The organism is Winogradskyella wichelsiae (genome assembly GCF_013403925.1).
GTDB lineage: Bacteria > Bacteroidota > Bacteroidia > Flavobacteriales > Flavobacteriaceae > Winogradskyella > Winogradskyella wichelsiae.
Genome location: NZ_JABFDJ010000001.1, coordinates 652,979 through 667,981, shown reverse-complemented (window position 1 = coordinate 667,981; position 15,003 = coordinate 652,979). Strand labels below are relative to the sequence as shown.

The following is a 15,003-nucleotide window of genomic DNA, read 5'->3' as shown; positions in this document are numbered from 1 at the left end:
TTTACTACAAGTAGAATCAATTAAATATTTGTTTATGGAGAATAATATACTCGGAGGACTAGTCATTTTTGTAGTTGTTGTAACATGTCTGTTATTGTTAGATGATATTTCTAGCGAAAATTTAGAACAAACAAGTTACGAAACCATAAAGACTGAACAGGTAATGAACCAGCAGGACTTAGCTATTATTAATCACGAAGAATAAATCTTCAATTGTTTTTTTTATAGAATCAGAATCTAATTTTTGCAGTTGTAATAATTGATTTACTGTTCCGTGTTCAATAAATTGATCTTCAATACCAAGTGTTCTTATTTTTTGGTTGTAATGGTGTGTATTAGCAAACGCTAGAATTGAACTTCCAAAGCCACCAATAAGCGTTCCTTCTTCAATGGTGATTATAGCTTTATGGTTTTTTAAAATATCATGCAGTAAGCTTTCATCTAAAGGTTTTACAAATTGCATATCGTAATGGCTAATCGCTTCCTTTTTCTCATAAAATAAAATAGCATCTTCAACTGTTTTTGCAATAGTACCAATAGAAAGTATGGCGATTTTATTTCCTAATTTTAGAGGAATACCTTTTCCTATTTCAATCTTTTTAAAAGGTTTTTTCCAATCTAATAGATGACCGCGACCACGTGGATAGCGAATAGCAATAGGGAAATCAATACCTAATTGCGCTGTATACATTATGTTTCTTAGTGCAATAGCATCTCTTGGTGCAAAAATAACCAAGTTAGGGATGCAATTAAGGTAAGCTAAATCAAAAACACCATGGTGTGTTGCTCCATCTTCGCCAACTAATCCAGCACGATCTAAGCAAAAAATCACAGGTAAGTTTTGTAAAGCTACATCGTGTATAATTTGATCGTAAGCGCGTTGTAAAAACGTAGAATAGATATTACAAAACGGAATAAGACCTTGTGTTGCCATTCCTGCGGCAAGCGTTACAGCATGCTGTTCCGCAATACCAACATCAAAAGCACGATCAGGAATCGTTTCCATCATATATTTTAAGGAACTACCTGTTGGCATAGCGGGTGTTATCCCTACAATTTTATCATTTTTTAATGCTAATTCTACAATAGTTTCACCAAATACATCTTGAAACTTAGGGGGAAGCTTTTTATTAGATTTTAAAGGAAGTTCACCTGTTTTTGCATCAAATTTTCCTGGTGCGTGGTATTTTACTTGGTCTAATTCGGCTTGTTTTAAACCTTTCCCTTTTGTAGTAATAAGGTGTAAAAATTTGGGGCCTTTAATTGTTTTTAATCGTTCTAATTCTGAAAGTAACAAAGGTAAATTATGACCATCAATAGGACCGGAATAATTAAAATTTAAAGCTTCAAATATATTATCTTGCTTCTCAGTGCCTTTCTTTACATTGGTAAGGTATTGTTTTAGAGCCCCAACACTTGGGTCAATGCCAATAGCATTATCATTTAAAATAACAAGTAGATTAACATTTGTGACTCCGGCATGGTTTAGACCTTCAAAAGCCATTCCGCTTGCAATAGATGCATCACCAATAACAGCAATATGGTGTTTGTCTTCTCCTTTAAGTTGTGAGGCAATCGCCATTCCTAAGGCCGCAGAAATAGAAGTAGATGAATGTCCTACACCAAAAGTATCGTAATTACTTTCATTACGTTTTGGAAAACCACTAATCCCTTTTAGTTGTCTATTGGTCTCAAATATATCTTTTCTCCCTGTTAATAATTTATGGCCGTAAGCTTGGTGTCCAACGTCCCAGATTAGTAAGTCATGAGGCGTGTTAAATACATAATGAAGCGCAATGGTTAATTCTACCACGCCCAAACTAGCACCTAAATGCCCTTCTTTGGTTGCGACTATATTAATAATGAAATTACGTAACTCTTGGGCAAGTAGAGGTAAATCATCTGGTTTGAGATGACGTAAATCTTCAGGAAGGTTAATATGGTCTAAAAATGTCTTATTCACGGTGTAAAAATACGAGATTTAGAGACTCTTATGTATGCTTTTTTCGCTCTCTTTTTGTTAAATAAAAGAATCATTGTAAGTAAGCATTTGTTTTAAAGACTTAAATTGGACTATTAATCTCTACTTATGATAAAAAAATACATCTACTTAAGCCTTTTATTATTCTTATCCATTTCTTGTTCATTTGGTCAAAGTGACCTAAAATCTTCAAAATACGGAACCTTAATTGTTAATTATTTAAAGGATAAAAAGACAGATTTCGATTTTAAAGATAAAGACTTAGAAAATCCTGTAATAAACAATGAGTATTACGCTGAAAATACAGAAGTAACGCACGTTTATTTAAATCAAACTTATCAAGGTTTCAGACTTTTTAATGTTGTATCTAGCATAGCTATTAAAGATGGTGAAATATTCTATTATGCTAATAGGTTTTTAAATAATATATCTTCTAAAGTTAATTCTACAACACCAAATTTTTCACCCAATGCTTCTATTCTTAAAGTTGCAGAACAATTTCAATTAGGAAATGTGCAAAATATGAAAGAATTAGAGCATAAGGGGAATCAGTATGTATTTACTCATTCTGGAATTTCAACACAAAATATAAAAGTTGAATTAGTTTTTGTAGCACAAGAAGACAACTTAATGTTGGCATGGGACTTTATTGTATACAGTAATGATAATAAGCATTGGTGGAGTGTAAGGGTAAATGCAATGACTAATGAAATAATAGAATTTAATGATTTAATTTTAACCTGTGTCTTTGATAAAGAACGCGATCATTCCATACAAAAGAACCAACAAGATTTTAGTCATCTAATGTTTGCTCCTAAATCTGTTTTAGTTGATGGTTCTAGTTATAATGTTTTTCCGCTTCCTTTAGAAAGTCCAAATCATGGTTCTAGACAAATTATTACAGAGCCTGCTAGTTCTAGTGCTTCACCATTTGGATGGCATGATGATGATGGGGTTTCTGGTGCAGATTTTACTATTGCAAGAGGTAATAATGTTTGGGCAAAGGACGATATTAGAGGTAACGATGCTATCAATAGCTTTTCTCCAGAAGGAACAGCATTATTAAATTTTGATTTTCCATTAGATTTCAATTTGTCACCATTAGATTATCAGGAAGCTGCTATCACCAATTTATTTTATATGAATAATATGATGCATGACATATGGTTTAATCATGGATTTGATGAGAGTTCTGGGAATTTTCAAACAACAAATTATAGTAATCAAGGTAATGGTAGCGATTTTGTTTTCGCTGATGCCCAAGACGGAAGTGGCTTTAATAATGCTAATTTTGGAACTCCTCCAGATGGTATTAATCCAAGAATGCAAATGTTTTTATGGTCGCCTCCAGGTGGTAATACAAGTGAACGCGTTTTAGTAGAAAATGGGAGTTTAATGGGAGCGTATAACGGTATTGGTGCTTCGTTTGGTGCGTTATTGACTGTAGTGCCTGTTACATCTAATTTAATAAGAACTATTGATACTACGGCAGATGTTTTAAATGCTTGCGAAACAATTATTAATACTGCTCAGCTTAATGGAAATATAGCTATTCTGAGACGTGGGGTATGTGAGTTTGGAGCAAAGGTTTTAGCGGTAGAGAATGCAGGTGCTATTGGTGTAATTGTAGTTAATAATGAGCCGGGTGCAGCCATTGAGATGGGGCCAGGAACGGATGGGGATTTAGTATCTATACCTTCAATAATGGTAACGCAAGATGTTGGAGAGACATTAATTACGGCATTAGAGAATGGGGAAAGCATTACGGTGAGTTTAGTAGGACCAGATTTAACAGATTTTATTGATGGTGCATTTGATAATGGAATTATAGCTCACGAATATGGTCATGGTATTTCTAATAGATTAGCAGGTGGTCCGTCTGCTGCTGGTTGTCTACAAAACAATGAGCAGATGGGAGAAGGATGGTCAGATTGGTTTGCATTGATGGTTACTATGAAAGCATCAGACCTTCCTACAGATGGAAGAGGAATAGGAACATTTGCCATTAGTGAGCCAATTACAGGTGGTGGTATTAGACCTGCACGTTATAATACTGATTTTGCAGATAATGGATTTACATATAATGCATCAAACACACTCTCTCAACCCCATGGTATTGGTTTTGTTTGGGCAACGACATTATGGGATTTAACATGGGCCTATATAGATAAATACGGTTTTGATTCTGATTTATATAATGGAAATGGTGGTAATAATAAAGTGATGAATTTAGTTATTGATGGCTTAAAGTTACAACCATGTAGTCCTGGATTTGTAGATGGTAGAGATGCGATTTTAGCAGCTGATATGTTAACGACAGGAGGTGTTGATCAGTGTTTAATTTGGGAAGTGTTTGCAGCTAGAGGTTTAGGTGTAAATGCTGAGCAAGGAGATGCAGATTCTCGTAATGATCAAATAGAAGATTTTACAATGCCAATAAGTAGTGATCCTTCTTTAGCTAATTGCTCTAGTTTAAATATTACTGAATTTGATAAGGTTAATTTTAGTATTTATCCAAATCCTATAAATACAGAATTATCAATCTTGTCAAGCAATACTTTAAGTAATGTTAATATTAGTATCGTTGATATTAATGGTAGAATTGTATATGAAATACAAAAAGAATCATTTAATAGCGTTACGATAGATACTGGTAGATTACAGTCCGGATTATATATATTAAGAATTATAGGTATTAATATTAACTACAATGAAAAAATAATAAAGAAGTAATGTATCTTTATTTTTTAAATTTTTATGATAAACCCATTTGATGATACTTATTTTATGCGAAAAGCACTTCAAGAAGCTGAGGCTGCTTTTGAAAAAGGTGAAATTCCAGTTGGCGCAATAATTGTGGTAGAAGATAGAGTGATCGCTAGAACACATAATCTTACAGAATTGTTAAACGATGTTACTGCTCATGCGGAAATGCAAGCCATTACATCTGCTGCGAATTTTTTAGGAGGGAAATATTTAAATAAATGTACGCTATACGTCACTTTAGAACCTTGCCAAATGTGTGCTGGTGCATTGTATTGGAGTCAGATTTCTAAAATTGTTTTTGGAGCATCAGATATGCAAAGAGGTTTTAAAACTATGGGAACAAAATTACATCCAAAGACGGAAGTGATTAGTGGTGTTTTAGCAGAAGAAGCATCGGCTTTAATGAAACGTTTCTTCGTAGAAAAAAGAAATTTGAATTAATAAAATTAAATAATAAACATGATGAAAGTAAAGCTAATTATATTATTTGCAATTGGTTTATTTGGATGTAAAACCAGTCAGAATAGTACGAAAATGAAAGCTATAGAACCTATTTTAATCGCAAAAGGTAACTTACATGGTTCAGGTTCTGAAGGTATAAAAGAACAAAATATTATTATTGATAATCAAAGTGATTGGGATAATTTAATCCATCAAATAAATACAGTTAATAATGTTTCGGATGGTTTTTTAGAAACTAAAATTGACTTTACTGATTATACAATAATTGCAATCTTTACTGATGTAAAGAATAGTGGTGGTCACAAAATAGATGTAGGTGTTATAACAACAGATAAAGAAGTTTTGGTAACAGTTAATCATGTTGGTCCAAGTGGCATGGCAACAAGTGTAATGACGCAACCTTATTATATTGCTAAGATTTCTAAGTCAGATTTACCTATCGTATTTAAATAGTTAAGCTTAGAAAGAGATGCTGAATAAATAAAGGCCTCATATGTTTTAAAACATATGAGGCCTTTATTTATTAGTAATAACGCATCATTATAGTAATGGATAAAACATTTTATTTAAAAAAAAGTCAAAAAAAACGCCCAACCAGAGGTTGAGCGTTGAAACTTTAAGATATATACTTACAATACCTGCACATTTGCAGCTACTAAACCTTTTCTTCCTTCTTCTTCATCGTACTCTACATTGTCACCTTCGCGTAATTCTACGCCATTAAGGTTTGATACATGTACAAAGATGTCTTTTCCTGTTTCTTCGTTGGTAATGAATCCAAATCCTTTTGAATCATTAAAAAATTTAACTGTTCCAGTCATTATAATATAAATAAAAATTAAAGGACAAAGATAAATAAAAATTAAAATTCAATGTTATTAAATTGTTTAATTTTAGATTTAAGCCTAAAATACAATCCGATAGATTATCTTTTAGAGTCGCGTTGATTCTCTCGCATTTTGTCAAGATTTTCTTTAGTTAACATATAATCTTGTACGTCTTTATCTTTCCATCTATAGTAAGAAAATAGAGGAAAAACTACAAAGAATAAACCGAGTACTCCAAAGCCAATAAATTTTTGGCTGTATTCTAATGTGAATATTAAACCACAGAGTATACTTGTTAAAGATGCAATAAAAGCTATAAATGTGATGATTTTTATGGGTTTCATAGTCGTCAATTTACTTTCTTATATTAAGATGTAATATTAATTAATTCGCGTCGATAAGCTGTTAATAATTTTGATTTTGAAATAAATCCGATATAGACGCCATCTTTAATTACGGGTAAATTCCAGGCATTGCTATCTTGAAATTTCTTCATAATAACGGTCATTTTATCAGTGTCAATATCTATGATTGCGGGTGGTTTTTGCATCACCTCTATTGCTAACACCTCATTATATAACTTCTGGTCAAACATAATAGATCTTATGTCGTCTAAAAGAATTACCCCTTTTAGTTTTTTCCTGTTTTCGTCTAAAACAGGAAAAATATTTCGGTTAGATTTAATAACGGCAGTATTCACAATTTCGCCTAAAGTCATTTTTGTTGTAACACTGGTAAAATTAGTTTCTATAACTTTATGAATATCCATTAGTGTTAAAATGGCATGATCTTTATCGTGAGTAATTAAATCACCTTTTCTGCCTAATTCCATGGTGTAAACAGAATGAGGCGTGTAATATCTGGTAATACCAAATGCAATCGCAGAGGTTATCATTAAAGGAATAAATAAATCATAACCCCCAGTCAATTCTGCAATTAAAAAAATGGCAGTTAATGGTGCTTGTAATACACCAGCTAATAAGCCAGCCATGCCTACAAGAGTAAAATTACTTTCAGAAACAGGTGTGCTAAATAAGCCACAATTATTAATAATTTTAGCGATACAGTTGCCCATTAAGCTTCCCATAAATAGGGTAGGTGCAAAAATACCACCAACACCACCTGCACCAAAGGTTATGGCACTTGCAAAAATCTTAAAAAAGACGAGACCAGCTAAAAGCGCAATAACGACCCAAATGTTAGTGAGATCTAAATGAAAAAAATTGGTTTCAAGTGCTTTTTCTGGATTTCCTGCAATTAAGCTATTCATAGTTTCAAACCCTTCACCATAAAGCGGCGGAATAAAAAACACTAAAATACCAATGGCAAGACCTCCAACAAGAAGTTTCTTTATTGGGGAATTTAACTTATCAAAAAAGTCTTGAACTTTCTCATAAACTTGATTAAAATAAATAGAAGTAAAAGCAGCACAAACGCCTAAGAAAGCATAAAAAGGAACATCAGATATTATAAAGTTATCTTCTATTTTAAAAGGCAATAATACATCGTCTCCAAAGAAAAAATATGAAGTGATAATAGCCGATAGTGATGCTAACAATAAAGGCAGCATAGAAACCATAGTTAAATCTAAACTGAAGACTTCAATAGCAAAGATGATAGCGGCAATTGGCGCTTTAAAAATTGAAGATAATGCACCAGCCGCAGCACAACCAATAAGTAATGTTTTGGTTTTCTGGTTCATTCTAAATAACCTAGAAATATTGGAACTTATTGCTGCTCCTGTAGCAACAGATGGTCCTTCTAATCCTACTGATCCACCAAAACCTACAGTTAAAGGTGCTGTAAAAATAGAACCAAACATTTGGTAGCGTTTTATAACTCCTTTACGTTTTGCTATAGCGTATAAAGTAGATGGAATACCATGACTTACTTTAGCTCTTATAACATATTTTATAATGAGATAAACTAAAAACAATCCAATTATAGGAAATAAAAAATAAAAAGCATGGTGGTAATACCTTACTAAATTACCTTCTAATAGGTGTTGGATAAAGTGTGTTAAGTTTTTGAGTATTACAGCTCCAATTCCAGAGGTAATACCAACAAGAACGCTGAGGAAAAACACAAACTGCTTGTCTGAGATATGTTTAGTTCTCCAGATTAATATCTTTTTCAGTATGGGATGTTTTCTTGGCATAACGAGTCTTAAAGCTAATAAAAAATCCTGCGAGTTGCAGGATTTTTTATTTTTAAGATTTTAAATTTAATTTTAGACTTAATTCAGTGAGCTGCTCATCATCGATTTTTGCAGGTGCATCTATCATAACATCGCGGCCTGAATTATTTTTTGGAAAAGCAATAAAATCTCTAATAGTTTCTTGGCCTCCTAAAATGGCAACCAATCGATCTAAACCAAAAGCTAAACCTCCGTGTGGTGGTGCTCCATATTCAAAAGCATCCATTAAGAAACCAAATTGTGCTTTAGCATCTTCTTCAGAAAAGCCTAAATGTTTCAGCATTATAGCCTGTGTTTTTTTATCGTGTATTCTAATAGAACCACCTCCTATTTCATTACCATTTAAAACTAAATCGTAAGCATTAGCTTTTACTTCACCTGGTTTAGAATCTAACAATTCTATTTGTCTTGGTTTTGGTGATGTAAAAGGGTGGTGCATGGCGTGGTAGTTGCCCGTTTCTTCATCGAGTTCTAATAAAGGGAAATCAATCACCCAAAGCGGTGCAAATACTTTAGGATCTCTTAATCCTAAACGTGTTGCTAATTCCATACGCAAAGCACTTAATTGTGCTCTTACTTTATTAGTGTCTCCAGATAAAACACATACTAAATCACCTGCTTTTGCTCCTGTGATTTCTGCCCATTTAGCTAAATCTTCTTGATCGTAAAATTTATCTACTGAAGATTTGTAAGTACCATCATCGTTACAACGCGAATAGATCATACCTAAAGCTCCAACTTGTGGACGCTTTACCCAGTCTATTAATTTATCAATTTCTTTTCTTGTGTAAGAATTTCCACCTGGTACCGCAATACCAACTACTAATTCTGCATTGTTAAAAACACCAAATTCTTTATGTTGTGTAACTTCGTTAAGTTCTCCAAACTCCATTCCAAATCTTATATCTGGTTTGTCATTTCCGTAAAGACGCATGGCATCATCATATAACATTCTTGGAAACTTTTCAATTTCAACACCGTTTACTTCTTTTAGTAAGTGGCGTGTTAAGTTTTCAAAAACATTTAAGATATCTTCTTGTTCAACAAAAGCCATTTCACAATCTATTTGTGTGAATTCTGGCTGACGGTCTGCACGTAAATCTTCATCTCTAAAACACTTTACAATCTGGAAATATTTATCCATACCACCAACCATCAATAGTTGCTTGAACGTTTGAGGAGATTGTGGAAGGGCATAAAATTGACCTTCATTCATACGAGAAGGTACAACAAAATCACGAGCACCTTCTGGTGTCGATTTTATTAAATATGGTGTCTCCACTTCAATAAAACCATCGTTAGAAAGAAAGTTTCTTACCGCTTGCGTAACTTTTGCTCTAAAAATTAAGTTGTTTTTTACAGGATTACGACGAATATCTAAATAGCGATATTTCATTCGTACATCATCTCCGCCATCTGTTTTATCCTCAATAGTAAAAGGTGGTGTTAATGACGTATTTAAAATGTTTAATTCTGAAACTAAAACTTCAATATCTCCTGTTGGAATATTTGGGTTTTTAGAAGCACGTTCTACAACTTGACCTTTCACTTGAATAACGAATTCACGCCCCAATTTTGAAGCCTTTTCCATAATGGCTTTTGGTGTGCTTTCTTCATCAAAATAGAGTTGTGTAATGCCGTAACGGTCTCTAAGATCTAAATAAATCATAAAACCTTTATCTCTAACACCTTGAACCCATCCTGAAAGTGTAACTTCTGTATTGTTGTGTGATGTTCTTAGTTCACCACAATTGTGACTTCTGTACATAATGAAATTTTAATTTTGTTCATCCTTGCTATTGCAATTATGAATGCGGGTGCAAATTTAACTAAGTTTAATTATTATTAGATAAGGAAACAGGATTTTTCGTGATAAGTGACTATAATAATTTGAAGAATGAATAAAGCATTTCATTTTAGGTTAAATATGACTTTGAAGAAGGTTTGAAATTGTATAAATAATATCCTAAAAACAAAACACGCTGCATAAAAAGATGAAATTTCATCTTTTTATGCAGCGTGTTTTCTATACTAGAAACCTTATACTTATTTCTCAATGTTAAAATGAGACGTACCTTCTAATTGTTCAAACACTTCAGTTTTATTAGTTCTTAAAGGTTCTGATGTAAACTTGGTTCGCATCCACATCTTTAATTTCACACTTAAGAAGAATAAAATAGGAACCACAATTAAGGTTAAGAACGTTGCTACAAATAAACCATAAATAACGGTCCAAGCTAATGGCCCCCAAAAGACAACGTTATCTCCACCCATATAAATGTTAGGATCTAAGTCCGAAAATAAAGTAAAGAAGTTAATGTTTAAACCTATAGCCAAAGGGATTAATCCTAATATGGTAGTAATGGCAGTTAATAAAACAGGTCTTAAACGTGCTTTACCAGCTCTAACAATACTTTCAAATAAATCTTCGGTAGTTAAGTATTCCGTTTCTTCAAGGTCTAATTCATTTTTCTTTCTGTCTATTAATAGTTGTGCATAATCTAAAAGAACTACGCCATTATTTACCACAATTCCGGCAAGGGAAATAATACCAACCATCGTCATCATAATAACAAAAGCACTTCCTGAAATAACAATACCTCCAAACACACCAATAAAACTCAAGAAAATCGCAATCATAATAATGGTTGGCTTAGAAATAGAGTTGAATTGAAAAATTAGAATAAAGAAAATTAATCCTAGACCTGTAAAGAATGCACCAACTAAAAAGGCCATTTGTTTATTCTGCTCTTCAATCTGACCGGTATAATCTATATGAATATCTTCAGATAAACCTTCATAGCTTTTCATTTCATTTTGAATCTGAGTTACAATAGCACCTGCATCTGTAAAGCCTGGAGATAATGCAGAATAAACGGTAACAACACGTTTAGAGTTTTTGTGTTTTATAGCACTAAAACCAGAGTTGTTTTTTTGCTTAGCAACGGTAGATAAAGGAATTTCTTTAATTTGTCCCGTATTATCTCTAAATGTTATGTTTTGATTAAAAAGCGCACTTTTATCGTAACGATTAGCTTCGTTAAAACGCACATAGATATCAAAATCATCACCATCTTCTTTAAAAATTCCGGCTTTAGAACCAAATATAGAGTTACGTAATTGATCTCCTATTTGCTTTGCAGTAACACCTAATTCTCCTGCTTTCTTTCTATCAATTTCAACTAACATAGAAGGCTTATCCTTGTTAACATCTATTTTAAGTTCATCAATTCCTTGAATGTTTTTTGAGTTGATAAAAGTTCGCATTTGCTCTGCGGTAGCAATTAATTCATTATAGTCGTTACCGTCTATTTCAATATTAATTGGTGAACCTGCAGGTGGTCCGTTGGCATCTTTTTCAACAGAAATTAATACGCCAGGAAAAATACCGACTAAAGCTTCTTGCACTTTTTGACGTAAAAGTTCACTGTCTTCACCTTTTCTAAATTTGTATTCGCGCATAGAAGCTGTAATTTTAGCTTTATGTGGCATTTCTGCACCAGAACCCATGTCTGTTTGTGGGTTTCCTGCTCCCTCTCCAACTTGAGACACAGCACTTTCTACTAAGAAGTTTTTCTTACCATCCATGTATTGATCTACGTTAATGACAGCATCAACACGTTTTTCAATCTGTGCGGTAATAGCATTGGTTTTTTCAATCGCTGTACCTTGAGGATATTCTATATAGACAATAATTTGGTTGGGTTTGTTATCTGGAAAGAATTCTACTTTAGTCCGTTGTGAAGCTAAAGAAACACCAAAAGAAACAAACGCAGCAATTAGTAATAAAAAAGTAACAATAGTTAAAATATAAGGTTGCTTTTTAGATAGCGCATTTCTTAAACGAACTTCGTACCAATTCTCTAGATTAACTAAAGCTTTATTCTGAAAACTATTAGCCCAACCTCTAATGAAATAGCGGTATGCCCAAAGCATAATTGCTGTAAAAATCATTATGGTTCCTAAACCACTATATGCACCGCCAAAAGCAAGGATTAATGCACCAAAAGCAGCAATAATAATTGTGATTTTAATAATTTGCTTTAACGGCATATCTTTATCTTCCGTAGTCATGTAACGAGAGACTAATACCGAGTTAAAAAAGATAGCAACAATCAATGAAGAACCTAATACAATAGATAATGTGATTGGTAAAATTTTCATAAACTCTCCCATAATACCCGGCCAAAGACCAATAGGTACAAAGGCAGCTACGGTTGTTGCTGTAGATATAATAATGGGATATGCAATTTCACCAATACCTTTTTTAGCAGCTTCAATGCGGCCCATGCCTTCGTCTTCCATTAAACGATAGACGTTCTCTACAACCACAATACCATTATCTACTAACATTCCGAGCCCCATAATAAGTCCGAATAACACCATAGTATTTAAACTATAACCAATAAGGCCTAAAATCATAAGAGACATAAACATAGACATTGGAATTGCAAAACCAACGAATAAAGCATTTTTAAAGCCTAAGAAGAACATTAAAACCGTAACGACTAAAATAACACCAAAGATGATGTTGTTTACTAAATCATCAACCTTACCAATCGTTACTGGTGATTGGTCATTTGTTATGGTAACTTCTAAATCTTTAGGAAATTCATTATCAATCGCATTTTGTACAATAACCTGTGTTTGCTCTGCAGCTGCAACCATGTTTTTACCAGCACGCTTTTTAACGTCTAGCATAACAACTGGTTTTTCAGATTTTCTGGCATAAGTGGTTTTGTCTTCTTCATGAAAAGAAACCGTTGCCACATCTTTTAAATAGATAGGATTACCATTATCTGATTTTACAACAAAATTTTCAAGTTCTGAAGGTTTCTCAATTTCACCAATAATACGAATGGTACGTCGTTGTCCACTAGCTTTTAAATTACCTGCAGATTGGGTAATATTTCCATTTCCAATAGCGGCCAAAATATCATTAAAAGTTACTTTAGCAGCCATCATTTTATAGATGTCTACCGCAACTTCTACTTCTTTATCTTGTGCACCACGAATATCTGCTTTTTTAATTTCTTGTAAATCTTCAATTTCCTCTTGAAGATATTCAGCATAATCCTTTAATTTTTCAATAGGATAATCGCCTGAAATATTAATATTAAGAATTGGCATTTCTTCAGAAAGACTCAATTCAAAAACATCAGGTTCTACTTTTGCACCGTTAAATGTTGGCCAATCTTCACCAGCTGTTTCCGAGTCAATTTCGTCTTTAATCTTCTGTTTGGCTTGCTCTACGGTAATATGTTCATCGAACTCAATAACCACCATAGAATAATCTTCTTGAGAGGTTGAGGTGATTTCTACAACATTACTAACCGTCTTTAGCTTGTCTTCTACAGGGTCTGTAATTAACTTTTCAATATCTTCAGCAGTATTACCTGGGTAGATAGTGCTGACGTAAATTTTAGTTTCATTGACCTCCGGAAAAGCTTCTCTAGGCATGTCGAAAAAAGCTGAAATTCCTAAATAGAAAAATACAGCAATAAGCACATACATAGTGGTCTTATTATTAATTGCCCACGATGACCAACTAAATTCCTTTTCGGTATTTTTTTTGTTTTCAGCCATTATTTTTTAGTTTCATAATTAATAACTTCTACAGATTGTCCGTCTCTAACGCTACGTGCACCTTCTTGGATGATTTCTGCACCAGACTCAAGACCTTTTAAAACTTCAATTATATCTTCTTGAGTTTTACCTGTTTCAATTATAACACGGTTGGCAGTTCCAACACCCTTAGCATTTTTGTTGGTTACAACATAAACGTATTGCTCACCTTCAGAATTTTCTGAAACGACACTTTGTGGAATTAATAACGCATTTTCGCTGGTGTAATCGTTAATTTTTAAACGCGCAGATAAGTTAGGTTTAATGGCTTTATCTTTATTAGGAATTTCTACTTCGATCTTAAACGTTCGGTTAGCAGGATTAATAAAATCACCAGCTTGACGAATTTTAGTGTCTATAGTTTTTCCTAAAACAGGAATATTTACACTTACACTTTTTCCTTTTGTAACCTCTGAAACATAACGTTCTGGAACCTCTGTTTCAATATACATATTTTCTAGGTTTACAATTCGCATTAATGGAGATTGGCCAGCTGCAACAACACTTCCTTGTTCTGTAATAATATCATCAATTGTACCAGAAAAAGGTGCTCTTACAGTCGTTTTTGCTATTTGCTGATTCAGTTGGTTTACTGCTTCTTGTTGCGATTGGTAAGTAGATTTAGATTGTAAAAACTGAATTTCACTACCAATGTTTTGTTCCCATAAACGTTGTTGGCGCTCGTAAGTTGTTTTAGCTAATTCGGCTTGTATTTTTAACTGTGCTAATTGTTGACTTAATCCACCATCATCAATTTTAGCTAAAGTTTGACCTTTAGTTACTTTCTGACCTTCTGTTACATAAACGTTGGTTAAAATACCATTGTACTCTGGTGTTATAGTTAAAAGGTTTTTGGTGGTAACATTACCTTGTAATTCTAAAACATGAACAAATACTTTAGGTTCTGCTTTAAACGTTGTGATTAAAGGAACGTTTTGAGTTGTATCTAAAGTTTTTATTTTTTCGTCTAAACGTTTTATTTTATCATTAATATCTTGTTGATCTGCAACAAGTTCAACTCTTTTTGTTCTTATAGTTTCTAGACTACCATTTTCTATAACGTATTCTACAGAATTTTTCTTTTTTCCAGAACACGATACTGATAGGGCAGCAACGATTATTAATAGCGATATATATTTCATTTC

Annotated in this window: 11 protein-coding genes; 4 read left to right on the top strand and 7 right to left on the bottom strand. The window is 33.1% G+C overall.

Features of this window, described 5'->3' with window-relative positions; all coding sequences use genetic code 11:
- Positions 1 to 34: 34 nt before the first annotated feature.
- Complete coding sequence (locus tag HM985_RS02910) at positions 35 to 205, top strand: hypothetical protein (RefSeq protein WP_179374786.1); 171 nt, start codon at positions 35 to 37, stop codon at positions 203 to 205.
- On the opposite strand, the gene HM985_RS02905 is transcribed toward HM985_RS02910, so the two are convergent.
- Complete coding sequence (locus tag HM985_RS02905; RefSeq protein WP_179374785.1) at positions 179 to 1,963, bottom strand: 1-deoxy-D-xylulose-5-phosphate synthase; 1,785 nt, start codon at positions 1,961 to 1,963, stop codon at positions 179 to 181. The genes HM985_RS02910 and HM985_RS02905 overlap by 27 nt on opposite strands.
- Positions 1,964 to 2,089: 126 nt before the next feature.
- Here HM985_RS02905 and HM985_RS02900 point away from each other — a divergent pair, with 126 nt between their 5' ends.
- From HM985_RS02900 to HM985_RS02890, 3 genes are read left to right on the top strand one after another with little or no spacing between them, the layout of a single operon-like run.
- The gene (locus HM985_RS02900; RefSeq protein ID WP_179374784.1) at positions 2,090 to 4,714 is read left to right on the top strand and encodes a T9SS-dependent M36 family metallopeptidase; all 2,625 of its coding nucleotides are present in this window, start codon (positions 2,090 to 2,092) and stop codon (positions 4,712 to 4,714) included.
- Positions 4,715 to 4,738: 24 nt separating this feature from the next.
- A complete protein-coding gene (locus HM985_RS02895) occupies positions 4,739 to 5,188 on the top strand; it encodes a nucleoside deaminase (protein ID WP_179374783.1) in 450 nt (149 codons plus the stop codon).
- A gap of 18 nt (positions 5,189 to 5,206) precedes the next feature.
- Positions 5,207 to 5,662, top strand: a complete 456-nt coding sequence (locus HM985_RS02890) for a protease complex subunit PrcB family protein (protein WP_179374782.1) — start codon at positions 5,207 to 5,209, stop codon at positions 5,660 to 5,662.
- 176 nt (positions 5,663 to 5,838) lie between these two features.
- Here the strand turns inward: HM985_RS02890 and HM985_RS02885 are convergent, their stop codons facing one another.
- From HM985_RS02885 to HM985_RS02860, 6 genes are all read right to left on the bottom strand, one after another.
- Positions 5,839 to 6,030, bottom strand: coding sequence for a cold-shock protein (locus HM985_RS02885; RefSeq protein ID WP_092446448.1), 192 nt, complete (start codon positions 6,028 to 6,030; stop codon positions 5,839 to 5,841).
- A 104-nt stretch (positions 6,031 to 6,134) separates the two neighbouring features.
- Positions 6,135 to 6,380 carry a hypothetical protein gene (locus tag HM985_RS02880; RefSeq protein ID WP_179374781.1) on the bottom strand — a complete coding sequence of 82 codons (246 nt, stop codon included), beginning with the start codon at positions 6,378 to 6,380 and terminating at the stop codon, positions 6,135 to 6,137.
- Positions 6,381 to 6,403: 23 nt separating this feature from the next.
- On the bottom strand, positions 6,404 to 8,194 hold the full coding sequence (locus tag HM985_RS02875) for a chloride channel protein (protein ID WP_179374780.1): 1,791 nt from the start codon (positions 8,192 to 8,194) through the stop codon (positions 6,404 to 6,406).
- Between the two features lie 52 nt (positions 8,195 to 8,246).
- Positions 8,247 to 10,001 carry an aspartate--tRNA ligase gene (aspS, locus tag HM985_RS02870; protein WP_179374779.1) on the bottom strand — a complete coding sequence of 585 codons (1,755 nt, stop codon included), beginning with the start codon at positions 9,999 to 10,001 and terminating at the stop codon, positions 8,247 to 8,249.
- A gap of 278 nt (positions 10,002 to 10,279) precedes the next feature.
- Positions 10,280 to 13,819: an efflux RND transporter permease subunit gene (locus HM985_RS02865; protein ID WP_179374778.1), complete on the bottom strand. Its 3,540-nt coding sequence runs from the start codon at positions 13,817 to 13,819 to the stop codon at positions 10,280 to 10,282.
- Positions 13,819 to 15,000 carry an efflux RND transporter periplasmic adaptor subunit gene (locus HM985_RS02860; RefSeq protein WP_179374777.1) on the bottom strand — a complete coding sequence of 394 codons (1,182 nt, stop codon included), beginning with the start codon at positions 14,998 to 15,000 and terminating at the stop codon, positions 13,819 to 13,821. The genes HM985_RS02865 and HM985_RS02860 overlap by 1 nt, the downstream gene beginning before the upstream one ends.
- Between the last annotated feature and the right edge of the window lie 3 nt (positions 15,001 to 15,003).

Coding starts and splice junctions, on each gene's coding strand:
- HM985_RS02910 (WP_179374786.1), top strand. CDS start 35: ATGGAGAATAATATACTCGGAGGACTAGTCATTTTTGTAGTTGTTGTA.
- HM985_RS02900 (WP_179374784.1), top strand. CDS start 2,090: ATGATAAAAAAATACATCTACTTAAGCCTTTTATTATTCTTATCCATT.
- HM985_RS02895 (WP_179374783.1), top strand. CDS start 4,739: ATGATAAACCCATTTGATGATACTTATTTTATGCGAAAAGCACTTCAA.
- HM985_RS02890 (WP_179374782.1), top strand. CDS start 5,207: ATGATGAAAGTAAAGCTAATTATATTATTTGCAATTGGTTTATTTGGA.
- HM985_RS02885 (WP_092446448.1), bottom strand. CDS start 6,030: ATGACTGGAACAGTTAAATTTTTTAATGATTCAAAAGGATTTGGATTC.
- HM985_RS02880 (WP_179374781.1), bottom strand. CDS start 6,380: ATGAAACCCATAAAAATCATCACATTTATAGCTTTTATTGCATCTTTA.
- HM985_RS02875 (WP_179374780.1), bottom strand. CDS start 8,194: ATGCCAAGAAAACATCCCATACTGAAAAAGATATTAATCTGGAGAACT.
- aspS (WP_179374779.1), bottom strand. CDS start 10,001: ATGTACAGAAGTCACAATTGTGGTGAACTAAGAACATCACACAACAAT.
- HM985_RS02865 (WP_179374778.1), bottom strand. CDS start 13,819: ATGGCTGAAAACAAAAAAAATACCGAAAAGGAATTTAGTTGGTCATCG.
- HM985_RS02860 (WP_179374777.1), bottom strand. CDS start 15,000: ATGAAATATATATCGCTATTAATAATCGTTGCTGCCCTATCAGTATCG.